The sequence below is a fragment of the Citrobacter sp. R-1.5.2 genome (assembly GCF_035064245.1).
Classification (GTDB): Bacteria; Pseudomonadota; Gammaproteobacteria; order Enterobacterales; family Enterobacteriaceae; genus Citrobacter.
The window spans coordinates 278,273-304,984 of sequence record NZ_JASEYC010000004.1 but is presented as its reverse complement, the minus strand read 5'-3'; the positions used below and the strand labels follow the sequence as shown (position 1 = coordinate 304,984).

The window sequence follows — 26,712 nt, the reverse complement described above, 5'->3', positions numbered from 1 at the left end:
TATTATTATGCCGACGCTTAAAGCATCGGTGTAGGTCGATTGTCGCTCAAAGTCGTCATCCTGCCAATACTATTGCGCAAGATGGTACTATTTTTTCCACCGCCATCAGGCGTATGCTTATGGCGTATTTTGTCTGGGCCAGGAAAAATTGCTATGACACCCGCCGTTAAACTACTCGAAAAAAACAAAATTTCTTTTCAGATCCACACCTACGATCACGATCCGTCCGAGACCAACTTTGGCGACGAAGTGGTCCGTAAATTAGGACTGAATGCGGATCAGGTCTACAAAACACTGCTGGTTGCCGTGAATGGTGATATGAAACATCTGGCGGTTGCCGTCACCCCGGTAGCCGGACAGCTGGATCTTAAAAAGGTCGCGAAGGCGCTGGGCGCCAAAAAGGTCGATATGGCCGACCCAATGGTTGCGCAACGCACAACGGGATATCTGGTCGGCGGTATTAGCCCACTTGGGCAGAAAAAACGTTTGCCAACGCTGATTGATGCCCCCGCTCAGACATTCGACACTATTTATGTTTCCGGCGGCAAACGCGGGCTGGATATTGAACTGGCGGCGAACGATCTGGCGAAAATTCTGGATGCGAAATTTGCCGACATCGCACGCCGCGATTAAGCCGGTATGGAAGATTGCCTGATGGCGCGCAGCTTTAAGGCCTACAAACCGAATACGCTTACAGCCTGTAGGCCGGATAAGGTGCCAGCACCGCCATCCGGCACTCCCCCTGTTACTGCCAGGTAACTTCACCCTTCGGCTCATACACACTGGCATCCAGCGGTGAGTTTTTCTGCACGTACTCTTTCAGCACTTCCGCATCAATAAACCCGGTATTCACATACCCTGGTTTGTCAGCGATCTGCGGATAACCATCGCCACCGGTGGCATTGAAGCTCAGCGTTGCCATGCGATACGTTTTAGCCGGGTCAACAGGTTCGCCTTTGATTTTCAGATCGTTAAGTTTACCGTCTTTCGCCACAAAGCTGACGTTGGCAAACTGCGGATAGGCCCCGGAGTCCGGCTTCATTTGCGCCACGGCGGTCAGATAGTCAATCACCTCTTTCCCACTCATGTCGGCATACACCACAATATTGCCGAACGGTTGTACCTTCAGCACACTCTTATAGGTGATATCACCGGCTTCGATGGAATCACGGATGCCGCCGCCGCTCATCACGCCAAAATCAGCGCCGGTGCGTGCCATTTGCGCAGCAAGCAGCAGATGCCCCATGTTGGTCTGCACAAAGCGCACCTTGCTACGGTCACCTTCCAGACGCGCATTTACACTGCCAATTTTGACATCCAACTGCGCTTTGCCTTTATTCTGGAATGGCGTCAGTAACGACAGCATTTGCTGATTTTCAGCGATTTCCGGGGTGTAGAGTACGCGCTCACTTTTACCGTTGTCCCAAGTCACTTTTTTCTTCAGGTTTACCGGAATGAGTTGGTAGTTGACCATTTTCATTTCGCCATTGCGGAATTCAAAGTCCGCCCGGCCAACGTATTTACCCCACTCATGCGCCTGCACAATCCAGATACCGTTTTGCTTATCTGGCGCACATGGCGTACCCGGTACGTAATCAACCTGCTTTTTGTTTTCCGATGCCATGCACACCGGATCCTGTGAGTGACCACCCACAATCATCGCCAGCGCCCCGGTAGGCAAGCTACGCGCCATTTCCACATCACCCGGTGCGTTCGAGCCGTGATTGCCGTTGTCATAATGCCCCATATGCGTGGTGGCGATGATGATGTCTGGCTTTTCATTCATATTGAGTTCCTGGATAACCAGCTTTGCTTCTTCCGCAGGTTTGCGAAACTCAATATCGGTGAAGAACTCCGGGTTGCCAATTTTCGCCGTATCATCGGTTGTTAAACCAAGAACCGCGATTTTTAAATCCTGGCGCTTAAAGATAGCCCACGGCTTAAACAAGCGTTCGCCAGTGCTTTTCTGGTAGATATTGGCCGAGAGAAACGGGAATTTGGACCATTTTTCCTGCTGGCGTAGCACGGTAAGCGGGTTATCAAATTCGTGATTGCCAACTGCCATCGCGTCATAGCCAATCAGGTTCATGCCGCGAAAATCAGGTTCTGCATCCTGAAGATCGGATTCTGGTACACCGGTGTTGATATCACCGCCGGAAAGCAGCAGTACGCTTCCCCCTTCTTCCGCCACTTCTTTACGAATACCGTCCACCAGCGTTTTTTGCGCTGCCAGCCCGTATTCCCCATATTCACTGCGCCAGAAGTGACCGTGATGATCGTTGGTATGCAGAATGGTAATTTTGTAGGTTTTATCTTTTTCGTACGCTTGTGCAGGCTGGCCTGCCAGCGTAAATGCGGCTAATAGCGCCAGCGCCACGCCCCGTTTCAAAAACTTCATATTTCTCTCCCTGAGCCAAAATCAACGACTGAAATTACAATGATATAAAATAATAGTCGAAAATGTTTTCAGAAATGAGACTTCCTTCAAACACCTTCCGCAGGTATGTTAGGCAAGTAATAATAACAAATTAGATTACCCTCATAATCGCAACCCAAACAGAAGTGACTTTCTATGGCAATAAGTGAACCAACCCAGCCAGCGGCTGGCGCGTCAGCGTCGGTTGCTAAAGCACGCACCTCATTTGGCATTTTAGGGGCGATCAGCCTCTCTCATCTGCTAAACGATATGATCCAATCGCTGATTCTGGCGATTTATCCGCTTTTACAGTCAGAGTTTTCACTGACGTTTATGCAGATCGGGATGATTACGCTAACCTTCCAGCTCGCCTCTTCGCTGCTGCAACCGGTTGTCGGCTACTGGACGGACAAATACCCTATGCCATGGTCGCTACCGATTGGAATGTGCTTCACGCTGAGTGGGCTTGTGCTACTGGCGATGGCAGGCAGTTTCCATATGGTCTTGCTCGCCGCAGCGCTGGTCGGTACCGGGTCTTCAGTATTCCACCCGGAATCCTCTCGTGTGGCACGTATGGCCTCCGGTGGCCGTCATGGGTTGGCTCAATCTATTTTCCAGGTCGGTGGTAACTTCGGTAGTTCTCTGGGACCACTACTGGCCGCTGTCATCATCGCGCCATACGGTAAGGGGAATGTGGCCTGGTTCGTACTGGCGGCCCTGCTGGCGATTGTGGTACTGGCACAGATTAGCCGTTGGTACGCCGCACAACATCGGATGAGTAAAGGGAAACCGAAGGTCGCCATCGTCAATCCGCTACCACGAAATAAAGTGGTACTGGCGGTGGGTATTCTGCTGGTGCTGATTTTCTCCAAATACTTCTATATGGCGAGCATCAGTAGCTATTACACCTTTTATCTGATGCAAAAATTCGGATTATCGGTACAAAATGCTCAGTTCCACCTGTTTGCCTTCCTGTTTGCCGTTGCGGCCGGGACGGTAATTGGTGGGCCATTAGGTGATAAGATTGGCAGAAAATACGTTATTTGGGGCTCTATCCTCGGCGTAGCGCCGTTTACCCTCATTTTGCCCTATGCAACCCTTGAATGGACTGGGATTTTAACCGTGATTATTGGTTTTATCCTTGCATCGGCCTTTTCTGCCATTCTGGTCTACGCGCAGGAGCTGCTTCCGGGCCGTATCGGTATGGTTTCTGGGCTATTTTTCGGTTTTGCCTTCGGCATGGGCGGCTTGGGTGCCGCGGTGTTAGGGCTGATTGCCGACCATACCAGTATCGATTTGGTCTATAAAATATGTGCTTTCCTGCCTCTTCTGGGGATACTGACCATATTCTTACCTGATAACCGACATAAAGCCTGATTTTCTGACGGCCAAAAGTAAACTTTGGCCGTCATCACTTACAGTGACCATCAGCCTTTGCCTCATACATCCCCCCGTAGTTTTCCGATCCGTGCTTTTTTACGCTTAAAATCCTATTTTCATCAAAATTCAATAATTATTCATAAACATAAACATTAAAATTGTCATAAACTATTACTCGGAATTTGGGTTTTCAGGATCAACACAGCAACCAAAGGAGACGGAATGCATCACGCCACCCCGCTTATCACCACCATTGTCGGCGGCCTTGTGCTCGCTTTTATATTAGGCATGATTGCCAATAAACTACGTATTTCTCCTCTGGTGGGATATCTGTTAGCGGGCGTTCTGGCCGGTCCATTTACACCTGGTTTTGTTGCTGATACTAAGCTTGCACCTGAACTGGCGGAGCTTGGCGTTATCCTACTGATGTTCGGCGTGGGGCTGCACTTCTCCTTGAAGGATTTAATGGCGGTAAAGTCCATCGCCATTCCCGGCGCTATCGCCCAAATTGCCGTGGCGACGCTACTGGGTATGGCGCTTTCAGCGATAATGGGCTGGTCGCTGATGGTCGGTATCGTCTTTGGGCTGTGTCTTTCAACCGCCAGTACCGTGGTGCTGTTACGTGCGCTTGAAGAACGGCAGCTCATTGATAGCCAGCGCGGGCAAATCGCGATTGGCTGGCTGATTGTCGAAGATTTGATGATGGTGCTGACGCTGGTTCTCCTGCCTGCTGTCGCCGGAATGCTGGAAAAAGAAAACGTCGGCTTTACTTCGCTGGCCGTGGATATGGGCATTACCATCGGTAAGGTCGTGGCATTTATCGCCATTATGATGCTGGTGGGTCGCCGGCTGGTACCGTGGATTATGGCCCGCAGCGCCGCAACAGGTTCCCGCGAACTGTTTACCCTGTCGGTGCTGGCGTTAGCGCTGGGTATCGCCTTTGGCGCGGTGGAGCTGTTCGATGTTTCCTTTGCACTGGGTGCGTTCTTTGCCGGTATGGTGCTGAACGAGTCAGAATTGAGCCACCGAGCGGCGCACGATACCCTACCGCTACGCGATGCTTTCGCCGTACTGTTCTTTGTTTCCGTCGGTATGCTGTTTGATCCGTTAGTCCTGATCCAGCAGCCACTGGCCGTGCTGGGTACTCTGGCGATTATTATCTTCGGTAAATCCGTCGCTGCCTACTTCCTGGTACGCCTGTTTGGTCACTCTCAGCGTACAGCGCTCACCATTGCTACCAGCCTGGCGCAGATTGGTGAATTTGCCTTTATCCTGGCGGGCCTCGGTATGGCGCTGAATCTTTTACCCCAAGCCGGGCAAAACCTGGTGCTGGCAGGGGCGATTCTCTCCATTATGCTCAACCCGGTACTGTTTGCTGTATTAGAGAAATATCTCGCCAAAACTGAAACGCTGGAAGAGCAGACACTGGAAGAGGCTATCGAAGAAGAGAAGCAGATCCCGGTTGATATTTGTAATCATGCACTGCTGGTCGGTTTTGGTCGTGTCGGCAGCCTGTTAGGTGAAAAGCTGATGGCGGCGGGTGTCCCGCTGGTCGTTATTGAAACATCGCGTACCCGCGTGGATGAACTGCGTGAACGTGGGATCCGCGCCGTGCTCGGTAATGCGGCTAACGAAGAAATTATGAATCTGGCGCATCTGGATTGCGCACGCTGGCTGCTGCTGACCATTCCAAATGGTTACGAAGCGGGTGAGATTGTCGCGTGTGCACGTCAGAAGTGCCCGTCGATTGAGATTATCGCCCGGGCTCACTATGACGATGAGGTTGAGTACATCACGGAACGTGGTGCCAATCAGGTGGTGATGGGTGAACGTGAAATCGCCCGCACTATGCTGGAACTGATTGAAACACCGCCTGCCGGTGACGTTGCTACGGCCAGTTAATGTTACGTGCCGGATGGCGCTTACGCTTATCCGGCCTACGTATTCCCACACTGGAGTAAGCCCGATAAGCGCAGCGCTATCGGGCAGTAACTCAGCGATCCCAGTACGACTCTTCGAGACTGTCTTCACGCTCCGGCAACCCCCGCGTCAGACGCGGTGAATGCTGATTCAGCACCTGATAACTCACGCGGTTGGCATATTTACACACCTGGGCTAAAGATGAATATGTCAGCCAGGTATATTTGTGCTTGCTGGAGTTGGGTACATTGCCGCGGTGATAGCTGTTCGCGGTAATATCATGCAGCAATGCAGCCAATGCACCGTCGCCAGCACCGTTGGTGTTCATGATTTTTTCAGGCCCGCCCATATATGGTGCGATATGTGAATACACACGCAGCGGATTCGTACAATCTTTATGGCGCATTGCGCGGCTAAATTCGTACTGGTTGAATTCAGCAATAGCGCCTGGCAGCAGCGGATGCTGAGTTTTGCGTTTCGCCTCTTCTTCAGTAAAGCCGGCCATATACAGTCCCACCGGCCCGGCAGTACACAAGACTAAATCTACCCAATCCAGTGCTTTATCTGACGCCAGCAGCGGATCGTTTTCACCGGTCAGCGCTTCAGCTTCTTCTTCGTTCATCGCCAGAATAGAGACATTCTCTTTCAGAAATTCCTGCCACCACTGTGGGTTATCCGCAATAACGAATTTGGTCCCCAATGTCAGTACCACCGGAACGTTGTGCTTTTTGGCAAATTCAATCGCCTTCATGGTCGCTTCAGGCATCGGTTCGCCCGGCTTACAGCGCACCAGATAAGAGGTCAGCACCAGCGCGGAAGCCCCGGCAATCACCGATTCAGGGATGCTATCCGCGCGCAACTGGTTCATGTGACCGGGGCTAATGGCAAATGTGCGCTCGCCGGATTCACCAATCAGCGTAAAGCAGCGGCCAATCGGGCCATCTACACCCTGTAGATAGTTCAAATCGGTGCGGCTGGAAGTGTTGCATAAATAGCGATACGCGTAGCTACCAATTTCGATATTGCTGCACATCACACCCAACAGTACCGAGCGGTCATCTGCCAGCACGGAGTAGTTGTGCATGGTGTTACCGATGGTGCCGCCTGCAAACTGATGGGTGATCAGGTTTTCGCGTACCAGCTCCTGGTAGAGTGCTTCCGCAACATCATCTTCAATCACCAGAGAGTGCCCGGCGCTTAATCCATAACGTTTTACAAAATCATCATCCACTTTGGCTTCAATATCCACCAGCGTTTGGTCGATACCAACTACCCAGGCCGCGCTGGTCTCATTTTCAGGCTGAATTTGTTGCAGCAACGGATCGCGCGCGCTGACGGGGAAATAGTGTTTGGATTTACGTTTACCGGGAAATTTCATGGTCGATTATATGGGTGGTTAACTGAGCGATGCATGGTAGCACATTACCTGATATGCATGCGATGCGGCGCTAAGTTTCAATATCGGACGGCGGGATCGCAGTTTATCCGGTCTCAGTTTCTACAATAAATCATCGTCCACAAGGAGCGTTTTATGAAGCCGGATAACAAGATCCCCGTACTCGACAGAATTTCAGATGAAATGAACGTCGTGGTGAATTTTCATCGCGATGACCTGCCACCCTGGCCCGCTGCCGATGATATCGTGGCCCAACGAAAGTACTACATACATGAACGGCAATTCTGGAATGCTGATGCACCGCAAATGAGTACCCAAGAGTGTGCGGTTTCCACCCGCTATGGCTCTGTTAACACACGTATTTATTCACCGCAGCCTCACAGCCAGGCCACGCTCTATTATTTACACGGCGGCGGCTTTATTCTCGGTAATCTGGATACGCACGATCGCATTATGCGTCTACTGGCGCACTACACGCAGTGCACAGTCATTGGCATCGACTACTCACTGTCGCCAGAAGCGCGCTTCCCGCAGGCCATCGAAGAGATTGTCGCCGCCTGCCAATATTTCCATCACCACGCCGACGATTATTCTCTCAATGTGAAACAGATTGGTTTTGCCGGCGATTCTGCAGGCGCCATGCTGGCGCTGGCCAGTGCGCTGTGGCTGCGGGATAAACACATTGTCTGCGGCAAGGTGGCTGGGGTGCTGTTGTGGTATGGGTTGTACGGTCTGCAGGATTCGCTTAGCCGCCGACTGATGGGCGGAGCGTGGGATGGCTTAGGACGAGAGGATCTGCAGATGTACGAAAACGCCTATCTGCGTAACACCGACGATCGTGAGTCGCCGTATTATTGCCTGTTTAATAACAATCTTACACACGATGTGCCGCCCTGCTTTATCGCCAGCGCCGAGTTCGATCCGTTGATTGATGACAGCCGGTTACTTTTCCAGACGCTGCAAGCGCATCAGCAGACCTGTCAGTATCAAATGTACCCTGGCATGCTGCACGCCTTCCTGCATTATTCGCGGATGATGAAAACCGCCGATAAGGCTCTGCAGGATGGCGCGCGTTTCTTTAAGCAACAGCTTTAGCGGTAGGCTTCAGTCAGTTTTACCATCATTTCAATATGCTCCGGCGCGGCATTCAGCGCCGGAATATACTCATATTTCTTACCACCCGCTTCAAGGAAAATCTCCCGGTTTTGCACCGCAATCTCTTCCAGTGTTTCGAGGCAATCTGCCGCAAAGCCTGGGCACATAACCTGGATATGCCTGGTCCCTTTCTCCGCCAGCATTTTTAACGTTTCGTCAGTATATGGCGTCAGCCACGGCTCACGGCCAAAGCGTGACTGAAAGGTCATCATCACTTTTTCCGGGGCCAAGCCAAGCGCAGAGACCAGTTCACGGGTGGTATCACGGCAGCGCTGCGGATAATCGTCGCCCTCATCAGCATAGCGTTGTGGAATACCATGATAGGAAAGCAGCAGTAAATCGGGTTCACCGTGCTGTGCAAACGAATCGCGGGCACTTTTGGCCAGCGCATCAATATAAGCGCTGTCATCAGCGTAATCACGGATAAAGGAAACCCCAGGAATACCGCGCTTACGCGCCAGGATACGCGCCAGCTCGTCCCAGACTGCCGCTACCGTCGAACAGGAGTATTGCGGGTACAGCGTTAACACCACAATGTGGTCAACGCCGCTTGCCATCAATTCATCAACCGCACTTTCCAGCGAAGGTGAACCGTAGCTCATTCCCAGTGCGACGGGCGTATCGGGTAAACGCTCCGCCAGTGCCTGCTGCTGCGCACGACTGTAAACCATCAGTGGAGAACCCTCCTCCATCCAGATTGACTGGTACAGCTTTGCCACACGCGGCGCACGCAACGGTAAAATCACACCACGCAGCAACGGCCACCACAGTAGACGGGATGTATCAACTACGCGGGTATCGCTTAAAAACTGGCGCAGGTAACGTTTAACAGCTTCAGGGGTTGGGGCATCGGGAGTGCCGAGATTAGCCAGCAGGATACCGGTTTTCGTCTGACGCATTACCGCCTCTTATCGATTCAAATTGTTGATAATTGTAGCGGAAAAGCGGAGAAGAAGAACTAATTGCTGTGAGAGGTAAGACGAGAATTTGCCTGATGGCGCTGCGCTTATCAGGCCTACAAAAAATCGTAGGCCGGATAAGGTGTATACACCGCCATCCGGCATTAAGCGCGAAAAAATTAACCGAGGATTTTTTCCAGCGCTGCGCGAACGTCAGCCACGGCCTGAGTGCCGTCAACTTTCGCGTATTTGGTGTTACCCGCCTGCGCTTCTTTAGAGTAGTAGCCGATCAGCGGAGCAGTCATCTGATGGTATTCCACCAGACGCTTACGTACGGTCTCTTCCTGATCGTCTTTACGGGTGGTCAGCTCTTCGCCGGTCACGTCGTCTTTACCTTCAACCTTAGGCGGATTGAATTTGATGTGGTAAACGCGGCCAGAAGCAGCGTGTACGCGACGACCAACGATACGATCAACGATCAGCTCATCCGGAACGTCAAACTCCAGAACGTAGTCCACGTTGATGCCCGCTTCTTTCATGGCATCAGCCTGCGGGATAGTACGCGGGAAGCCGTCCAGCAGGAAACCATTACGGCAGTCTTCCTGAGCAATACGCTCTTTTACCAGCGCGATCACCAGCTCATCAGTCACCAGCTTGCCGGCGTCCATGATGTCTTTCGCTTGTTTGCCCAGCTCGGAGCCAGATTTCACGGCGGCACGCAGCATATCACCGGTGGAGATTTGCGGAATACCATATTTCTCCATGATGAACTGAGCCTGAGTTCCTTTACCCGCGCCCGGAGCGCCAAGCAGAATGATACGCATTACGAAAATCCCCTTAAAGGTTGTCGATATTTTTTAAAAAGCGCTAAACGATACCACCATCACGCAATTGGCTCAAGAAAGACGCCTGACGCTGAAACGGTTAACGGCGGGAAAATTGAAAATAAGAAGAGAAAATGCCGGATAGCGGTGTAAACACCTTATCCGGCCTACGGTATACGAGATTTTGTAGGCCGGATAAGCGTTAGCGCCATCCGGCATCACGTAACGCAACCGCTATCAGGATACCAGCAACTGGTTCATTCGACGGATGAACTGGTTAGGGTCTTCCAGCGTACCGCGCTCAGCAAACAACGCCTGATCCAGCAGCAATTCGACCCACTCTTTAAACTGCGCTTCGTCCTGAGTATCCGCCGTGCGTTTTACCAACACGTGGTCTGGGTTCAGTTCAAAGATATATTTCACTTCCGGCACAGCCTGGCCCGCAGCGGCAAACAGCTTCGCCATCTGGGTACTCATTTCGTCTGCGTCAGTGGTGACAATCGCTGGCGTATCGGTTAGACGGTGCGTCAGACGCACTTCTTTCACACGGTCGCCCAGCAGGGTTTTCACGCGTTCAACAAACGGCGTCAGCGCTTTTTCCGCTTCTTTTGCCGATTCATCAACTTCGTCTGCCAGCTTGTCGATAGACTCGTCAGCTTTAGCGACAGACTGGAACGCCTTACCGTCGAATTCAGTCAGGTAGTTCATCATCCACTCATCGATGCGGTCAGAAAGCAGCAGGACTTCGATGCCTTTCTTACGCAGCAGTTCGAGGTGCGGGCTGCTCTTCGCCGCCGCATAGCTGTCTGCAGTAATGTAGTAGATCTTCTCCTGCCCTTCTTTCATCCGTGAGACATAGTCTTCCAGCGACACGGTCTGTGCGGAAGAATCTGTGTGTGTGGATGCGAAGCGCATCAGCTTAGCGATGGTTTCCTGGTTAGCGTGATCTTCCGCCGGCCCTTCTTTCAGTACCAGGCCAAACTGTTTCCAGAAGGTCTGGTATTTTTCAGCGTCATCTTTTGCCAGTTTTTCCAGCATCTGCAATACACGTTTGGTCAGCGCGCTGCGCAGGTTACGGGTGACGGTGCTGTCCTGCAGGATCTCACGAGACACGTTCAGCGGCAGATCGTTGGAATCTATCAGACCGCGCACAAAGCGCAGATAGTTCGGCATGAACTGCTCAGCGTCATCCATGATGAATACACGTTGAACGTACAGTTTCAGACCATGCTTGTGATCGCGGTTCCACATATCCCACGGGGCCTGTGACGGAATGTACAGCAGGCTGGTGTATTCCTGCTTACCTTCCACACGGTTGTGGCTCCAGGTCAGCGGATCGGTGAAGTCATGCGCGATATGCTTGTAGAATTCGTTGTATTCGTCGTCTTTGATTTCTGACTTGTTACGCGTCCACAGCGCCTGTGCCTTGTTGATTTTCTCCCAGGAAACAACGGTTTCACCGTCTTTTTCTTCCTGTTTTTCAATCTCTACCGGCAGCGCGATATGATCGGAATATTTGCTGATGATGGAACGCACGCGCCAGTCATCCAGGAACTCGTCTTCCCCTTCACGCAGGTGCAGAGTGATTTCGGTACCGCGGTCTTCTTTGGTAATGTCGGCAACGGTGTATTCACCTTCGCCCGCAGATTCCCAGAACACACCGTTTTCAGGCTTATCACCCGCAGCACGGGTACGTACAGTGACTTTATCCGCCACAATAAACGCGGAATAGAAGCCTACCCCGAACTGGCCGATCAACTGGCTGTCTTTTGCCTGATCGGAGCCCATGGATTCGAGGAAAGATTTGGTACCGGATTTCGCAATGGTCCCCAGATGATCGATAACGTCATCACGGTTCATCCCCACGCCGTTATCCGCAATAGTCAACGTACGCTTATCTTTATCGAAGGAAACACGCACACGCAGCTCACCATCACCTTCATACAGGTCCGGATTAGACAGGGCGCGGAAACGCAGCTTGTCTGCCGCATCCGAGGCGTTAGAGATAAGCTCACGCAGGAAGATTTCTTTATTGGAATACAGAGAATGGATCATCAGGTGCAGAAGCTGTTTTACTTCTGACTGAAAACCACGAGTTTCTTGTCCTTTCATGTAGATCTACCTCAACAATGCCATTTTTAATGGTAAAAACACGTTGAGGGTGAAATGGGGACAAGCGGGAAGGATTTCAAGCGGAAGCCGCCGTCGCGGCCTCCGTTTGTTCAGAATTTAATCTTGTGTCGTCCTGCCAGAGAGTGCGACAGTGTCGTACCGTCGACCATTTCCAGCTCGCCGCCTACCGGTACGCCATGAGCGATACGGCTGGCTTCAACGCCATATTGCATACAAAGCTCAGCAATATAGTTGGCGGTTGCCTCTCCTTCGACCGTGGGATTGGTCGCCAGGATCAGTTCGTTGATGCGTTCAGACGCCAGTCGCTGCTCCAGACGATCGAGCCCGATATCATCAGGCCCGATGCCATCCAGCGGCGACAGGTGTCCCATCAGCACAAAGTAACGTCCGGAAAACTGCCCGGTTTGCTCAATGGCGTAGATGTCCGCCGGACTCTCCACCACACAAATCTGACCATTTTCCTGGCGACGCGGGTTTGAACAGATGTTGCAGACGTCTTGCTCCGTGAAGGTGCGGCAATCGGCACAGTGGCCGATTTCCGACATCGCTTTCGTTAACGCCTGCGCCAGACGCATCCCGCCGCTGCGATCGCGCTGCAGGAGCGTGAACGCCATGCGCTGCGCCGACTTCGGGCCAACACCCGGCAGACAGCGCAATGCTTCCATCAGCTGAGTTAACAGCGGGCTGGTTTGCATCAGAACGGCATCTTAAAGCCAGGTGGCAACTGCATACCGGAGGAAACGGAGGCCATTTTCTCTTTCTGCGTTTCTTCAATGCGACGTGCCGCATCGTTGAATGCTGCAGCAACCAGATCTTCCAGCATCTCTTTGTCGTCTTCCAGCAGGCTTGGATCGATTTCCACGCGACGGCAGTTATGCGCACCGTTGATGGTCACTTTTACCAGACCTGCGCCAGATTCTCCGGTGACTTCCAGCTTGGCGACTTCTTCTTGCATCTGCTGCATTTTTTCTTGCATCTGCTGGGCCTGTTTCATCAGGTTACCCAGACCGCCTTTACCAAACATAGGCTTCTCTCTCAATCACGTTAAGGGATGACGACCGTCAAACCATTAGGCTCACGATCAAATGGGGCGAATACTCTCTTCGTCCAGGTCCGCGTCGAAAAAACGGCGCAGCGTCTGAATGTTATTATCCGCAATAATCGACTCACGCGCCTGCGCGAGTTTCTCTTCGTAAATGGCCTGACGCCATTCCAGCGGCGTACGCACCGCAGGATTATCATCTTCAACGATGGTCAATTCAACTGTTGACCCCGTTAAGGTACTCAATGCTTCAGCCAGTTTTTGCTGCGCGCCGCTGGAATTAAGATGGCGCTGCGTAGAACGCAGATGCAGGCAAACCACATTGCCATTTTCTTCTTTCCAGGCATTCAGCGCTACCTGCTCCACCAGTTTGGGCAACGAAAGCTGGCTCACCTGCGCAGCCCAGGGATCGCGCTCAATGGCTTCAGCCGCAAGCTTTGCGGCCAGCTCTGGCGTTTTTTCGTGTTCCAGCGCTTTTTTCAGCGCTTTCGGCGTGGCGACGACTTCTTTGACTTCTGCAACTGGATTGGTCGCTTTCCAGCGATAGGCTTCTTTTTTCGCCGGCGCGTTTTCCAGCGCAGAGACCGCAGGGCGAGCCTGAACACGTTCAGACACCGAAGCCAGTCTTTCCAGCGCAGCATTATTCACCGGCCGCGCGCGGGAAGCGGCTGCCGGTTCACTCTTTTTTGGTTTGGTCGCTCCCTGAGCGCGCTGCAGCTGACTACGTGCCGCCAGTACCTGGCTGGTGGCGTCAGATAACGGCACATCATGATGCACCGGTGCAGACTGTTGCGGTGGGACCTGCGTCGGGGTCAGCACCGCGGTGGGTGCTGCCGGGGCAAACGACTGTCGCGGTACTTCAGGCTCCGGAAGCGGCTGGCGCGGATGAAAAGCCAGTGCACGCAGCAGCGTCATTTCTACCCCCATACGTCGGTCTGGCGCATACGGTAATTCTTTGCGCCCAATTAACAACGTCTGGTAGTAAAGCTGCACATCGGTCGGTGGTACAGTCCGCGCCAGTTCGCGTAAACGCTGCTCAATTGCGGCCATATCACTGCCAAGCGCGGCGGGTGAAAGCTGTACCATCGCAATACGATGCAGCAAGGCCGACATCTCAACCAACAACGCTTCCCATTCAATGCCGCGCGCGGCGGCATCATGCAGCAGCGTCATGACGCGCTCACCATCCGCAGCAACAACCGCCTCAACGAGCGACAGCGCTTGATCGTCATCCAGCGTACCGAGCATAGTGCTCACCGCCTGGGTAGAGACCTGTCCATCGCCGCTGGCAATCGCCTGATCGGTCAGACTCAGCGCATCACGCAGGCTGCCATCCGCTGCACGGGCCAGCAACTGCAGCGCACGAGGCTCATGAACGATATGCTCTTCATTGAGGATATGTTCAAGCTGATGACGAATCTGCTCAACATCCAACGCCTTAAGGTGGAATTGCAAACAACGTGACAGGATAGTCACAGGCAGTTTTTGCGGATCGGTGGTCGCCAGCAGGAATTTGACGTGCGCAGGCGGCTCTTCGAGCGTTTTCAGTAAAGCGTTAAAACTGTGGCGCGACAGCATGTGCACTTCGTCGATCAGATAGACCTTAAAGCGACCACGCGCTGGCGCATACTGGACGTTATCCAGCAGATCGCGGGTGTCTTCAACTTTGGTTCGCGACGCAGCATCGATCTCAATCAGATCGACAAAACGCCCCTGCTCGATTTCGCGGCAGTTATCACATACACCACAAGGCGTAGCCGTGATGCCGGTTTCACAGTTCAGTCCCTTCGCCAACAAACGGGCGATAGAGGTTTTTCCGACGCCACGAGTGCCGGAAAAAAGATATGCATGATGAATACGCCCTAACGACAAGCCGTTCGCCAGTGCCGTCAGCACATGTTCCTGGCCGACGACGTCAGCAAAGGTTTGTGGGCGCCATTTTCGGGCTAAGACCTGATAACTCATTGGCAGGCTCTGAAAGGCTGGAGGGTGGATTCACAAGGGGGTAATGCTAACACAACCTCGCACCGACGGCGAGGTTGACACGTTATATTCGGGCGCTATCGTTACAGCCAGTTTGGTTTCGGGCAGCGCGCAGAAACCGGAACGTACACGCAGTACGTGAGGATGTTGAGCACTGACCGGAGCCAAAATGGCAAAAAAGAGAGTCCGAACTTAGTGGCCCGGGAATGGGACCAGGCTGTAACAAGTCAGCCCCTGTTTTTCCAGGCGTTGTTCGCCGCCCAGATCGAACAGATTAATGATAAAAGCAGCATCGGTCACTTCGCCGCCCAGACGACGGATCAGCTTCACGGTCGCTTCAATCGTGCCACCGGTTGCCAGCAGGTCGTCAACGACCAGAACTTTATCGCCTGGTTTGATGGCATCAACATGGATTTCCAGCTGATCGGTGCCGTATTCCAGCTCGTAGCTCTCAGCAATGACTTCACGCGGAAGCTTACGCGGTTTACGCACGGGAACAAACCCGACGCCCAGGCCCAACGCGACCGGTGCGCCAAACAGGAAGCCACGCGCTTCAGTACCGACCACTTTGGTAATACCGGCATTTTTGTAACGTTCAACCAGCAATTCGATGCTGAGCGCGTACGCTTTCGGGTCTTCCAGCAAACTGGTGACATCACGGAAAAGAATGCCCGGCTTCGGGTAGTCGTGGATGCTTTTGATGCTATTTTTGAGAAACTCAAGCTGCTGTGCAGTCGCGGTCATAAGTTTGTGCCTGATTAATACAGTATTACTTCACGGCGCACTATACACTTCATCCTTCAAGCTACCTCTTTGTTGGCTGCCTTCATTCATCCCAGTCACTTACTGATGTAAGCTCCGGGGATTCATTCAGTTGCCGCCTCGACGTATCTTGAATGATTTTGTGTCTATATTAAGGGCCAGGGTTACATTTGCTTAACCTTTGACCACCTGCGCCTGTGCTCGAAAACGGTTGAATTTACTGGCTGTGAGAGACAATTGCAACAGCGATTATTGTGCTTCAGTGCTTTTGTTGCTTTTCATCAACCACCGGGATTCGCCACATAAAAATCAGCAAACAGGTGAGAATCACCAGCAGCAGCACGCGAACCCACAACATATTAACGAACCACAACGAAACGCTAAAGGTCAGCACGATCAACAAAATAGCGCGAGGTTTGGCTCCCGGCGGCATCGCGCGGTGTTTTTGCCAGTGCCGCAAATAACCGCCAAACCACGAACGATAAAGCAGCCAGGCGTGAAAGCGAGGCGATGAACGCGCAAAACACCAGGCGGCCAGCAGGATAAATGGCGTGGTCGGCAACAGTGGCAATACAACGCCCAACGTGCCTAACACTACCGCTATCCAGCCAATGATGATTAGAATAATGCGTTGCATAATATGAGTACTTTACACAGAGAATCGCTACTTTAGCATAACAGTTCTCATTTTCATCGGAGTGTTGTCGTGAAAACCGTCATGCTACTACAGAAGCTCGAAAGTCAACTTAACAGCCTGCGCCAGCAATGTGCGCCTTTGGCTCATCACGCAACGCTCAGCGCCCGTTTCGATCGTCATCTTTTTCGTACTCGCAGCACGCTGTTGCAGGCTTGCCTGGATGAAGCTGGCGATAATCTTGCCGCCCTGCGTCGTGCCGTTGAGCAGCAACAATTGCCGCAAATTGCCTGGCTTGCGGAACATCTCGCCTCACAGTTAGAAGCGATTTCACGCGAATCTGCCACCTGGTCACTGAGAGAGTGGGACAGCGCCTCGCCGGGTCTTGCCCGCTGGCAACGTAAACGCGTTCAGCATCAGGAATTTGAACGGCGTCTGGTTGAGATGACACGCAAACGTAAAGAGCAATTGGCTCAGGCCTCGGGGTTTGAGGAGCAGCAAAAGCTGCACCGAGAAGTCGAGGCGTTCGAAGCACGACTGGCACGCTGCCGTCATGCGCTGGCAAGGATTGAAAACGTGCTGGCGCGTTTAACCCGCTAATCACCGGAGAATGTATGTCCCTTGAAAACGCCCCGGACGAGGTCAAATTGGCCGTCGATTTGATTGTTTTGCTTGAAGAGAATCAGCTACCAGCGCGCACGGTGCTACGCGCGCTGGAGATCGTTATGCGTGATTATGAAAACAAACTTAAAACTGCGGAAGACGCCTCGCAAACTGATTAATTGCTCTCTGGTCTGCCATTGGCTTCGGTGCCAGAGTCGTCGCAACATCACGACAATAACGGACCGATCATGGAACGACTCCCCACGATGCGGTCTTTCGGCAGGTTGAATCACGTAATATCGCACAAAAAATGCTCACCCGCGGTCTGGAACTGGATTTGATTACGCACCTTACGGGCCTGACGCAGGAAGAACTGGTCGCGCTGTCGCACTAAATGCAATCAGGGCGGCTATTTGCCGCCCTGATTGCAACTTAACCTACAGAAGGCGTCGGATCGTCGCCTTTGATGATGTCACGCTTAACCTCTGTCACTGTGTCACCTTTGGCATTATGCAAGTGCACTTCGAGTTGGTTAAAGGCGATATCAATATTGTTTTCACGACATAAACGATCAACCGCGCGGTTCAGTTCATCGACCGTGTGGCTGCGATCCCGCAGTTCGCGAACGTATAAACGCAGTTCATGATCCAGCGTGCTGGCACCGAAAGCAGTAAAGAACACTGCCGGCTCCGGATCGTGCATCACTTTCGGATGTTCTGTTGCCGCCTGTAGCAGCACTTTCTTCACTTTATCCAGATCTGAACCATAAGCCACACCAATACGAATAACCAAACGTGTGGTGGTATCAGACAGTGACCAGTTGATCAGACGTTCCGTCACAAACGCCTTATTCGGGATAATGACCTCTTTGCGATCGAAGTCGGTAATCGTTGTTGCACGAATACGGATCTTGCTGACCGTACCGGAGAACGTACCAATGGTAACCGTATCGCCAATACGTACCGGACGTTCAAACAGAATAATCAGGCCCGAGACGAAGTTACCGAAGATTTCCTGTAAGCCAAAACCCAGACCAACCGACAGGGCAGCTGCCAGCCACTGGAGTTTGTCCCACGATACGCCGAGCGATCCGAAGACGGTCATTGCGCCGATAGCGATAATCGCGTAATTGAGGATCGTGGTGATGGCATACGATGCGCCCTGGCGCATTTTGAGTCGCGAGAGCACCAGCACTTCGAGCAGACCCGGTAAGTTGCGGATCAGTGCCCACGCCACCATCGAGGCAATAATGGCAAACAACAAACTGCCCATGGTGACATCTTTCACCACTGCAGCTCCCGCTTCAGTACCGTTGTAATGCCAAAGCGTAATGCTGTCGAGATAACTAAACACAGTGATCAGATCGGACCAAATTGCCCAGAACAGAACACCAAACAGAGCCACCATCAACAGCATCGTAATACGCAGCGTTTGCTGGTTTACCTGTTCCAGCGCTATGGTCGGTTCTTCCTGCGGCTCTGCGCCTTCGGCCCCTTCTTTCACCAGATTCTGGCGACGCGCTAACGCGCGACGCCAGGCGATGCGGCGTGCCGCCACGCTCAACCCACGCAGCACCGTCTGGTATAGCAGGTTCCAGACAATAACCAGATAAACCGTTTCAATCCAACGACCGGACAAGCGCAGCGTGGTATAGAAATAACCCGTCGCCGTCAGCACCATCAACGCAACCGGGATAATAGACAGCACGGTAATAGTGACCAGACGCAGACCGTGCGACTCTTTGTCACGCCAGCTTTCACGGCACATTGGCCACACCAGGAAGGCGATCAGCAGCAGGTTAAGGAAAATAACGACTTGCCCTAACACATCATCCATCAGATTCAGCGGCGACAGTTCAGCAATAACTGACCAGAAGTTAAGCGGCAACAGCGCAAGGCTAATACGCACAATCTGGCGACGCCAGTGGCTGGTCTGTTTCGCTGGCATGCCAAAATGACGTATCGCCACGCCATCTTTTTCCAGTACCTTCCAGCACAGACCGAACACCAGCCAGAAAACGGTCATCTTCTTACTGAATGCCCACAGCAGATCGCTGACGTTTAATTGCATCGTCAGCAGAATCAAGCCTACAGCGAGAATAATCAGACATGCGGGTAAGGCTCTGATCAAATCAATCAGTATCGCTTTTGGCGTATTGAGCTGGCTGTCATTACGCAAGTTCCCCACCGCCGCGGCGAGTTTTGCCTGATACTCTTTCAGCCATTTCAGACGCCAGCGGATGAGCCCGGCAATAAGCAGCAACGGCAGACCGGCCAGGAACGCAATGAATACCGCCGGCCAGGCTTTTTCCCAGTTCACGGTAATTTTCATCGACTTAAACTGGTCTTTAAGCGTTTGCGGGAACGCCTTGATCCAGTCCCAGTCCATCGGGCGGTTACTGTTTACCCAGAAGATTTGCTGCGTGAGGATCCCTTTCAGATTTTTCGATACGCTCATTAACTGCTGTTGATTAATTTGCAGGTTAATGGCCATCATCAATTGGTTACCCAACTGCTTATTCAGTTGATCCAACAGTTCACGACGCATATCCACAACCTGCAGCAGGGCATCATGGACTTCGCCATTCACTTCATTGCTGTGCCCTTCTTCTAGCTTGGCGACAAACGCATCATTCTGGAATAGCGCATCACGCTGCTGGTTGACCTCGAATTGTTCCAGACGTAAGTCGGCAATACGGTTGGTCATGTCGGCAAGTTCATCTGCCGACGGCAGCGTTTGCTGTTGCTGGTACAGAATGCGTGACAACAGCAGGCTGCCTTTCAGCACGGCGATTTGTTCTTTAATATTGCGTTCAGATTGCAACGCACGATCAAGCCAGTTTTTGACTTTAATGTTTTGCTGCATCAACGTGTTGCCGTTTTCGGTGGCAGATATCAGACGCTGGCTGAGCTGATGGTTAATATCAAGTTCTTGTTTAACTAGCGGGTTGGTCTGGATACGGGCCGCTTCGTCTGGTGTTACCGCTTCCTGCGCCGTCTTTTCGGTTAGCGTCAGACGTTTGCTGTTCACCGCTTCTTGCAGCAACTGAAGCTGATGTTCGAGACGATTCGTATTCGCCGTTACATAATCACGTTGTTTCTGCAAGGTATCCTGCAAAACCGTGTTGCCTTCCAGACTCTTACGCTGTTGATCGATCTGCGCGCTCAGCAACGCTTGCTGCGCCTGCAGCAACACCTGTTGGCTGGGGCGTAATGCCGCCTCACCCACATTAGTCCCATCCAGGCGATTGCGGATTTGCTGCATTTGCTGTGATGCGGTGTACATCGCATTTTGCACACGCTCTGGCTGCGTTTGCAGCGAAACCAACTGACTGTTGTAGGCTGCAAGGTCGTTTTGCGCGCTTTGCAGATCGTCCAGCACCTGGGCGACACGAGATTCAAGCTGGCGCAGAGAGAGCGTACTTAGCGTTTTCCGCGTTTCATCGTCATTATCGACATCGCTGAGTGAATTCAACGCATCCGTTGCCTGGCGCATTTTCTCCGGCGCCTGAGCCACTTTCTGACGAAGCTGTACGGTCTCATCTTTTACGCGATCTATTTTATCCAGCGTGGCGATAGTATCGATAAGATCCTGCTGAACCAGTTTGTCCTGCGCGGAAAGATCTTTTTGTTTATTCAGCGCATCCAACTGGCTCTGAATATCCACTTTTGTCGGCAGTTCACCATTCTGTTGCGCTCGCGCAAATGCTGATGACTGGCTGGACAGCAATAGAATGAAGAAAAGAATGCTTATAGCAATAAGATGCTGTGAACGTTTATAGAGCTGCAACATAGTCATGAGAATGAACGTTTCTGAACCGGGAAAGTGACCGAAAATAGTCAAGCGGCAAGAATATCACGGCTGTGGCGGACAGAATAGCAGGAGGGAAACCCTCCAGGAGAATTCCTGGTATTGGGTCTGACAGTTAGCTCGTCTCTGCGACCTTCACACGCAGTGTCGGACAAAGCAGACACATCTCCAGTAGCACTGCAACGTAGTCGCGCGCCTCTTTTCGCAAATCAAACGATTCGGGCGCGAATAACCAGTTCTCAATGATCCCGGAGATATAACTACGCAGTAGTACTGCCACACGGCGCGTATTCAGATTCTCCGGCAACATGTTTGCAGCCATACAGTGTCGCAGCGTTTGTTCGATCCGGTCATAGTTTTCAAGACACAGGCTGCGTTGAACCAGTTGAACTGTTGCTATTTCCCCGACAAATTCGCATTTGTGGAATATAATCTCCATCAATAAACGTCGGCGTTCTTCAGTCACGGTCGCTTCAAGAACGTAAACTAATATTTCTCTTAATACTGATAGTGGATCGTCGGGGAATTTTGCCTGATACTCAGTTTCTAACTCATCAATGTTAGGTTTTGCTAGCTCCCAGATTTCACTGAATAAATCCGACTTGTTTTTGAAATGCCAATAGATAGCACCGCGAGTTACACCAGCGGCTTTTGCGATCTCCGCAAGCGAGGTGGATGATACCCCTTGCTGCGAAAACAAACGCAGAGCAACATCCAGAATGTGCTGCCTTGTTTCCTGTGCTTGTTGTTTGGTTTTTCGTGCCATATGTCAGTGAATTTACAGGCGTTAGATTTACATACATTTGTGAATGTATGTACCATAGCACGACGATAATATAAACGCAGCAATGGGTTTATGGGCTTTAAGCCATTGATCAATTTGAAATCGGACACTCGAGGTTTACATATGAACAAAAACAGAGGGTTAACGCCTCTGGCAGTCGTTCTGATGCTCTCAGGCAGCTTAGCGCTAACAGGATGTGACGACAAACAGGCCCAACAAGGGGGCCAGCAGATGCCAGAAGTTGGAGTTGTGACGCTCAAAACTGAACCTCTACAGATCACAACTGAACTCCCAGGTCGCACCAGTGCTTTTCGCATTGCGGAAGTTCGCCCTCAGGTCAGCGGTATTATCCTGAAGCGTAACTTTACCGAAGGCGGCGACATTGAAGCGGGTGTGTCTCTCTATCAGATTGATCCTGCTACTTACCAGGCCGCTTACGAAAGTGCGAAAGGCGATCTGGCCAAAGCACAAGCAGCGGCAAATATCGCTCAGCTGACGGTTAAACGTTATCAGAAACTGTTGGGTACGAAGTACATCAGTCAACAGGACTACGATAGCGCGCTGGCAGATGCACAACAGGCGAACGCTGCTGTTGTCGCTGCGAAAGCCGCGGTAGAAACCGCACGTATCAATCTGGCCTATACCAAAGTCACGTCGCCAATCAGCGGCCGCATTGGTAAGTCATCCGTTACTGAAGGCGCACTGGTGCAAAATGGTCAGGCGACCGCTCTGGCGACTGTTCAGCAATTGGATCCCATCTATGTCGATGTGACACAGTCAAGTAACGATTTCCTGCGCCTGAAACAAGAGCTGGCCAATGGCACGCTGAAGCAAGAGAACGGTAAAGCGAAAGTTGAACTGGTCACCAGCGACGGTATTAAATTCCCGCAGTCCGGTACGCTGGAGTTTTCGGATGTGACGGTTGATCAAACCACTGGGTCAATTACGTTACGCGCAATCTTCCCGAACCCGGATCACACCTTACTGCCGGGTATGTTCGTCCGTGCGCGTCTGGAAGAAGGGACAAACCCAACGGCGTTACTGGTTCCACAGCAAGGCGTTACTCGCACACCGCGTGGTGATGCCAGTGCATTGGTTATCGGTGCTGATGACAAAGTTGAAACGCGTCAAATTGTGGCAGCACAAGCAATTGGCGACAAATGGTTAGTCACTGAAGGACTTAAGCCGGGCGACCGTGTGATTGTAAGTGGGCTGCAGAAAGTTCGTCCTGGCGCTCAGGTAAAAGCGCAGGAAGTAACCGCGGATAATAACCAGCCAGCCGCAAGCGGTAGCCAGCCTGAACAGTCCAAGTCTTAACTTAAACAGGAGCCGTTAAGACATGCCTAATTTCTTTATCGATCGCCCCATATTTGCGTGGGTGATCGCCATTATCATCATGTTGGCAGGGGGGCTCGCGATCCTCAAATTGCCGGTAGCGCAATATCCTACTATTGCACCTCCGGCAGTGACGATCTCCGCGACCTACCCTGGCGCTGATGCCAAAACAGTACAGGATACTGTTACGCAGGTTATCGAACAGAATATGAACGGTATCGATAACCTGATGTACATGTCCTCAAACAGTGACTCCACGGGTACCGTGCAGATCACCTTAACCTTCCAGTCCGGTACTGATGCGGATATCGCGCAGGTACAGGTGCAGAACAAACTGCAGCTGGCCATGCCGTTACTGCCTCAGGAAGTACAGCAGCAAGGGGTTAGCGTTGAGAAATCATCCAGTAGCTTCCTGATGGTTGTTGGTGTTATCAACACCGATGGCACAATGACGCAGGAAGATATCTCGGATTACGTCGCCGCTAACATGAAAGACACCATCAGCCGTACTTCAGGCGTCGGTGACGTGCAGCTATTCGGTTCACAGTACGCGATGCGTATCTGGATGGACCCAACCGAACTGAACAAATACCAGCTTACGCCGGTTGATGTAATTTCCGCGATTAAAGCGCAGAACGCCCAGGTTGCAGCCGGTCAGCTTGGTGGTACGCCACCCGTGAAAGGCCAGCAACTGAACGCCTCTATCATTGCTCAGACGCGTCTGACCTCCACCGACGAATTCGGCAAAATTCTGCTGAAAGTGAACCAGGATGGCTCCCAGGTTCGTCTGCGCGATGTAGCGAAGATTGAGCTGGGTGGTGAAAACTACGACATCATTGCGAAGTTCAACGGCAAGCCTGCGTCTGGTCTGGGTATCAAACTGGCTACCGGTGCGAACGCCCTGGATACCGCAGCGGCTATCCGCGCTGAACTGGTGAAGATGGAACCGTTCTTCCCATCAGGCCTGAAAATTGTTTATCCGTATGACACAACACCGTTCGTGAAAATCTCTATTCACGAAGTTGTGAAGACGCTGGCGGAAGCAATCATCCTCGTGTTCCTGGTTATGTATCTGTTCCTGCAGAACTTCCGCGCGACGCTGATTCCGACCATCGCCGTCCCGGTCGTGTTGTTGGGTACTTTTGCTGTGTTGGCGATTTTCGGCTTCTCGATAAACACGCTAACGATGTTCGGGATGGTGCTCGCCATCGGCCTGTTGGTGGATGACGCCATCGTGGTGGTCGAGAACGTTGAACGTGTCATGGCTGAAGAAGGGCTACCACCGAAAGAAGCAACGCGTAAATCAATGGGCCAGATTCAGGGCGCATTGGTGGGTATCGCGATGGTATTGTCAGCGGTATTTATCCCAATGGCCTTCTTCGGGGGTTCTACCGGTGCGATTTACCGTCAGTTCTCCATCACCATTGTTTCCGCAATGGCGTTGTCTGTACTGGTGGCGTTGATTCTGACCCCTGCCCTGTGTGCAACAATGCTTAAACCGATTGCTAAAGGCGATCACGGTGAAGGTAAAACGGGCTTCTTCGGTTGGTTCAACCGCATGTTCGATAAGAGCACGCACCACTACACCGATAGCGTAGGCGGTATTCTGCGCAGCACCGGTCGTTACCTGGCGCTGTATCTGATCATCGTCGTCGGCATGGCCTATCTGTTTGTTCGCCTGCCAAGCTCCTTCCTGCCAGATGAAGACCAGGGTGTATTCCTGACCATGGCTCAGCTGCCAGCAGGTGCAACGCAAGAGCGTACCCAGAAAGTGCTGGACGAAGTGACGGATTACTACCTGACCAAAGAAAAAGCGAACGTTGAATCGGTGTTTGCGGTTAACGGCTTCGGCTTTGCTGGTCGTGGTCAGAACACCGGTATCGCATTCGTCTCTCTGAAAGACTGGAGTGAACGTCCAGGTGAAGAGAACAAGGTAGAAGCGATTACTCAGCGTGCGATGGGGGCGTTCTCGCAGATTAAAGACGCCATGGTATTCGCCTTTAACCTGCCAGCAATCGTAGAACTGGGCACCGCGACGGGTTTCGACTTCCAGTTGATTGACCAGGCCGGTCTGGGCCATGAAAAATTGACTCAGGCGCGTAACCAGTTGTTTGGTGAAGTCGCGAAACATCCTGATCTGTTAGTGGGCGTACGTCCTAACGGTCTGGAAGATACTCCGCAATTCAAGATCGATATCGATCAGGAAAAAGCGCAGGCTCTGGGTGTTTCCATTAGTGACATTAATACAACGCTGGGCGCTGCATGGGGCGGAAGCTACGTGAACGACTTCATCGACCGTGGTCGTGTGAAGAAAGTTTACGTCATGTCTGAAGCCAAATACCGTATGTTGCCGGAAGATATTGGAAACTGGTATGTCCGTGGTAGTGATGGACAAATGGTGCCGTTCTCTGCGTTCTCTTCCTCGCGTTGGGAATATGGTTCACCGCGTCTGGAACGCTATAACGGTCTGCCGTCCATGGAAATCTTAGGCCAGGCCGCACCGGGTAAAAGTACCGGTGAAGCGATGGCAATGATGGAACAACTTGCCAGCAAACTGCCATCCGGTATCGGCTATGACTGGACAGGCATGTCCTACCAGGAACGACTGTCTGGTAACCAGGCACCTGCCCTGTATGCGATTTCACTGATCGTCGTCTTCCTGTGTCTGGCAGCATTGTACGAGAGCTGGTCAATTCCATTCTCCGTTATGCTGGTCGTTCCGCTGGGGGTTATCGGTGCGCTGCTGGCGGCAACGTTCCGTGGTTTGACCAACGACGTTTACTTCCAGGTGGGCCTGCTCACAACCATTGGGTTGTCGGCGAAGAACGCGATATTGATCGTCGAATTCGCCAAAGACTTGATGGATAAAGAAGGTAAAGGTCTGGTAGAGGCGACGCTGGACGCGGTTCGCATGCGTTTACGTCCGATTCTGATGACATCGTTAGCCTTTATCCTCGGCGTAATGCCGTTGGTTATCAGCTCCGGTGCAGGTAGTGGCGCGCAGAACGCCGTCGGTACTGGCGTAATGGGCGGGATGGTCACTGCAACCGTATTGGCTATCTTCTTTGTTCCGGTGTTCTTTGTGGTGGTCCGCCGCCGCTTTAGCCGCAAGAACGAAGATGTTGAACATAGCCACTCAGTTGAGCATCATTGATACATTCCTAAAGATAAGGCCGCGCAAGCGGCCTTTTTTCTGGAAAAAAATCATAAAAAGCGCTTATTGCGATTTCGTTTATTTTCTCTTGTTTAAATAAGCGATATAATCCTTGTGAGTTTAAAGGCTATTCTTAAAAAACGTCACGGACCCTTATTTACTTAAATAAATATTAAGACTATTCCTAGTTTTCGTTCACAGAGTCGGTTGTCGCCTTTCGTTGCTAAACCTAAACAAGATAACGTGATGATTGGCCGAGAATAAAGAAGTTGTTCCATTTCGAATACCGGCATGTATCTGTTAAAACGTAAAAATGGGACTGCATCATAATTTTACATAATTGTAATTTTTCGTGATATGACGATGAAATCTTTTTTAGAGTAGATTATAGTTAAATCATCAGGAGTCGCGGGCAAGTTCCAGGTAGTTTGTTGTATCCATCCCGAAAGGTGTTCGGTTAGTCTAAACCACTAAGAAGGGGA

Annotated in this window: 20 protein-coding genes, 1 pseudogene and 1 other annotated feature; of the genes and pseudogenes, 9 read left to right on the top strand and 12 right to left on the bottom strand. The window is 51.8% G+C overall.

The annotated features are described in order from the left end of the window. Positions 1-153: 153 nt before the first annotated feature. Positions 154-633 (top strand): Cys-tRNA(Pro)/Cys-tRNA(Cys) deacylase YbaK, encoded by a 480-nt coding sequence (gene ybaK / locus QMN38_RS10660; RefSeq protein WP_137384598.1) that lies wholly within the window; start codon positions 154-156, stop codon positions 631-633. 112 nt (positions 634-745) lie between these two features. On the opposite strand, the gene ushA is transcribed toward ybaK, so the two are convergent. Further along, on the bottom strand, positions 746-2,398 hold the full coding sequence (gene ushA, locus QMN38_RS10655) for a bifunctional UDP-sugar hydrolase/5'-nucleotidase UshA (protein WP_271441933.1): 1,653 nt from the start codon (positions 2,396-2,398) through the stop codon (positions 746-748). Between the two features lie 174 nt (positions 2,399-2,572). Between ushA and QMN38_RS10650 the strand changes: the two genes are divergently transcribed. Both QMN38_RS10650 and ybaL read left to right on the top strand, forming a co-directional pair. Further along, on the top strand, positions 2,573-3,793 hold the full coding sequence (locus QMN38_RS10650) for an MFS transporter (protein ID WP_323605030.1): 1,221 nt from the start codon (positions 2,573-2,575) through the stop codon (positions 3,791-3,793). A gap of 225 nt (positions 3,794-4,018) precedes the next feature. Further along, positions 4,019-5,698 carry a YbaL family putative K(+) efflux transporter gene (ybaL, locus tag QMN38_RS10645; protein WP_323605029.1) on the top strand — a complete coding sequence of 560 codons (1,680 nt, stop codon included), beginning with the start codon at positions 4,019-4,021 and terminating at the stop codon, positions 5,696-5,698. A gap of 91 nt (positions 5,699-5,789) precedes the next feature. Here the strand turns inward: ybaL and gsk are convergent, their stop codons facing one another. Beyond that, complete coding sequence (gene gsk, locus QMN38_RS10640) at positions 5,790-7,094, bottom strand: inosine/guanosine kinase (RefSeq protein WP_323605028.1); 1,305 nt, start codon at positions 7,092-7,094, stop codon at positions 5,790-5,792. Positions 7,095-7,247: 153 nt separating this feature from the next. On the opposite strand from gsk, the gene aes reads away from it, so the two are divergent. Continuing rightward, a complete protein-coding gene (gene aes, locus QMN38_RS10635) occupies positions 7,248-8,207 on the top strand; it encodes an acetyl esterase (RefSeq protein WP_323605027.1) in 960 nt (319 codons plus the stop codon). Here aes and hemH read toward each other — a convergent pair. Further along, positions 8,204-9,166: a ferrochelatase gene (hemH, locus tag QMN38_RS10630; RefSeq protein WP_323605026.1), complete on the bottom strand. Its 963-nt coding sequence runs from the start codon at positions 9,164-9,166 to the stop codon at positions 8,204-8,206. The genes aes and hemH overlap by 4 nt on opposite strands. 82 nt (positions 9,167-9,248) lie before the next feature. Between hemH and QMN38_RS26985 the strand changes: the two are divergent. Then, positions 9,249-9,329, top strand: a pseudogene (locus tag QMN38_RS26985) (hypothetical protein); the annotation flags it as partial. Positions 9,330-9,345: 16 nt separating this feature from the next. Here QMN38_RS26985 and adk read toward each other — a convergent pair. From adk to QMN38_RS10595, 7 genes are all read right to left on the bottom strand, one after another. Then, positions 9,346-9,990, bottom strand: a complete 645-nt coding sequence (adk, locus tag QMN38_RS10625; protein WP_003021773.1) for an adenylate kinase — start codon at positions 9,988-9,990, stop codon at positions 9,346-9,348. Positions 9,991-10,227: 237 nt separating this feature from the next. Beyond that, positions 10,228-12,102, bottom strand: a complete 1,875-nt coding sequence (gene htpG / locus QMN38_RS10620; protein WP_271449469.1) for a molecular chaperone HtpG — start codon at positions 12,100-12,102, stop codon at positions 10,228-10,230. Between the two features lie 110 nt (positions 12,103-12,212). Beyond that, the gene (gene recR / locus QMN38_RS10615; protein WP_323605025.1) at positions 12,213-12,818 is read right to left on the bottom strand and encodes a recombination mediator RecR; all 606 of its coding nucleotides are present in this window, start codon (positions 12,816-12,818) and stop codon (positions 12,213-12,215) included. Further along, the gene (locus tag QMN38_RS10610; RefSeq protein ID WP_003021764.1) at positions 12,818-13,147 is read right to left on the bottom strand and encodes a YbaB/EbfC family nucleoid-associated protein; all 330 of its coding nucleotides are present in this window, start codon (positions 13,145-13,147) and stop codon (positions 12,818-12,820) included. The genes recR and QMN38_RS10610 overlap by 1 nt, the downstream gene beginning before the upstream one ends. A gap of 57 nt (positions 13,148-13,204) precedes the next feature. Next, entirely contained in the window at positions 13,205-15,130 is a 1,926-nt protein-coding gene (dnaX, locus tag QMN38_RS10605; RefSeq protein ID WP_271449470.1) for a DNA polymerase III subunit gamma/tau, read from the bottom strand. Next, positions 13,808-13,872 (bottom strand) — a sequence feature (DnaX frameshifting element). Its footprint overlaps the gene before it by 65 nt. Before the next feature lie 210 nt (positions 15,131-15,340). Further along, positions 15,341-15,892, bottom strand: coding sequence for an adenine phosphoribosyltransferase (gene apt, locus QMN38_RS10600; RefSeq protein ID WP_006685676.1), 552 nt, complete (start codon positions 15,890-15,892; stop codon positions 15,341-15,343). Between the two features lie 277 nt (positions 15,893-16,169). Further along, positions 16,170-16,547: a DUF454 family protein gene (locus QMN38_RS10595; protein ID WP_323605024.1), complete on the bottom strand. Its 378-nt coding sequence runs from the start codon at positions 16,545-16,547 to the stop codon at positions 16,170-16,172. 69 nt (positions 16,548-16,616) lie between these two features. Between QMN38_RS10595 and priC the strand changes: the two genes are divergently transcribed. Both priC and rsmS read left to right on the top strand, forming a co-directional pair. After that, the gene (gene priC / locus QMN38_RS10590) at positions 16,617-17,144 is read left to right on the top strand and encodes a primosomal replication protein N'' (RefSeq protein WP_271441598.1); all 528 of its coding nucleotides are present in this window, start codon (positions 16,617-16,619) and stop codon (positions 17,142-17,144) included. Positions 17,145-17,158: 14 nt separating this feature from the next. Then, positions 17,159-17,326, top strand: a complete 168-nt coding sequence (rsmS, locus tag QMN38_RS10585; RefSeq protein ID WP_096758034.1) for a pleiotropic regulatory protein RsmS — start codon at positions 17,159-17,161, stop codon at positions 17,324-17,326. 253 nt (positions 17,327-17,579) lie between these two features. Here rsmS and mscK read toward each other — a convergent pair whose 3' ends face one another. Next, entirely contained in the window at positions 17,580-20,945 is a 3,366-nt protein-coding gene (gene mscK / locus QMN38_RS10580) for a mechanosensitive channel MscK (RefSeq protein WP_271454015.1), read from the bottom strand. Between the two features lie 127 nt (positions 20,946-21,072). Then, the gene (gene acrR / locus QMN38_RS10575) at positions 21,073-21,723 is read right to left on the bottom strand and encodes a multidrug efflux transporter transcriptional repressor AcrR (protein WP_271441600.1); all 651 of its coding nucleotides are present in this window, start codon (positions 21,721-21,723) and stop codon (positions 21,073-21,075) included. 141 nt (positions 21,724-21,864) lie between these two features. On the opposite strand from acrR, the gene acrA reads away from it, so the two are divergent. Continuing rightward, a complete protein-coding gene (gene acrA / locus QMN38_RS10570; RefSeq protein WP_323605023.1) occupies positions 21,865-23,058 on the top strand; it encodes a multidrug efflux RND transporter periplasmic adaptor subunit AcrA in 1,194 nt (397 codons plus the stop codon). Between the two features lie 22 nt (positions 23,059-23,080). Then, a complete protein-coding gene (gene acrB, locus QMN38_RS10565; protein WP_137384610.1) occupies positions 23,081-26,230 on the top strand; it encodes an efflux RND transporter permease AcrB in 3,150 nt (1,049 codons plus the stop codon). Positions 26,231-26,712 lie beyond the last annotated feature (482 nt).

What these genes read in the sequence shown, in the direction of transcription:
- ybaK (WP_137384598.1), top strand. Translation starts at nt 154, where the DNA reads ATGACACCCGCCGTTAAACTACTCGAAAAAAACAAAATTTCTTTTCAG.
- ushA (WP_271441933.1), bottom strand. Translation starts at nt 2,398, where the DNA reads ATGAAGTTTTTGAAACGGGGCGTGGCGCTGGCGCTATTAGCCGCATTT.
- QMN38_RS10650 (WP_323605030.1), top strand. Translation starts at nt 2,573, where the DNA reads ATGGCAATAAGTGAACCAACCCAGCCAGCGGCTGGCGCGTCAGCGTCG.
- ybaL (WP_323605029.1), top strand. Translation starts at nt 4,019, where the DNA reads ATGCATCACGCCACCCCGCTTATCACCACCATTGTCGGCGGCCTTGTG.
- gsk (WP_323605028.1), bottom strand. Translation starts at nt 7,094, where the DNA reads ATGAAATTTCCCGGTAAACGTAAATCCAAACACTATTTCCCCGTCAGC.
- aes (WP_323605027.1), top strand. Translation starts at nt 7,248, where the DNA reads ATGAAGCCGGATAACAAGATCCCCGTACTCGACAGAATTTCAGATGAA.
- hemH (WP_323605026.1), bottom strand. Translation starts at nt 9,166, where the DNA reads ATGCGTCAGACGAAAACCGGTATCCTGCTGGCTAATCTCGGCACTCCC.
- adk (WP_003021773.1), bottom strand. Translation starts at nt 9,990, where the DNA reads ATGCGTATCATTCTGCTTGGCGCTCCGGGCGCGGGTAAAGGAACTCAG.
- htpG (WP_271449469.1), bottom strand. Translation starts at nt 12,102, where the DNA reads ATGAAAGGACAAGAAACTCGTGGTTTTCAGTCAGAAGTAAAACAGCTT.
- recR (WP_323605025.1), bottom strand. Translation starts at nt 12,818, where the DNA reads ATGCAAACCAGCCCGCTGTTAACTCAGCTGATGGAAGCATTGCGCTGT.
- QMN38_RS10610 (WP_003021764.1), bottom strand. Translation starts at nt 13,147, where the DNA reads ATGTTTGGTAAAGGCGGTCTGGGTAACCTGATGAAACAGGCCCAGCAG.
- dnaX (WP_271449470.1), bottom strand. Translation starts at nt 15,130, where the DNA reads ATGAGTTATCAGGTCTTAGCCCGAAAATGGCGCCCACAAACCTTTGCT.
- apt (WP_006685676.1), bottom strand. Translation starts at nt 15,892, where the DNA reads ATGACCGCGACTGCACAGCAGCTTGAGTTTCTCAAAAATAGCATCAAA.
- QMN38_RS10595 (WP_323605024.1), bottom strand. Translation starts at nt 16,547, where the DNA reads ATGCAACGCATTATTCTAATCATCATTGGCTGGATAGCGGTAGTGTTA.
- rsmS (WP_096758034.1), top strand. Translation starts at nt 17,159, where the DNA reads ATGTCCCTTGAAAACGCCCCGGACGAGGTCAAATTGGCCGTCGATTTG.
- mscK (WP_271454015.1), bottom strand. Translation starts at nt 20,945, where the DNA reads ATGACTATGTTGCAGCTCTATAAACGTTCACAGCATCTTATTGCTATA.
- acrR (WP_271441600.1), bottom strand. Translation starts at nt 21,723, where the DNA reads ATGGCACGAAAAACCAAACAACAAGCACAGGAAACAAGGCAGCACATT.
- acrA (WP_323605023.1), top strand. Translation starts at nt 21,865, where the DNA reads ATGAACAAAAACAGAGGGTTAACGCCTCTGGCAGTCGTTCTGATGCTC.
- acrB (WP_137384610.1), top strand. Translation starts at nt 23,081, where the DNA reads ATGCCTAATTTCTTTATCGATCGCCCCATATTTGCGTGGGTGATCGCC.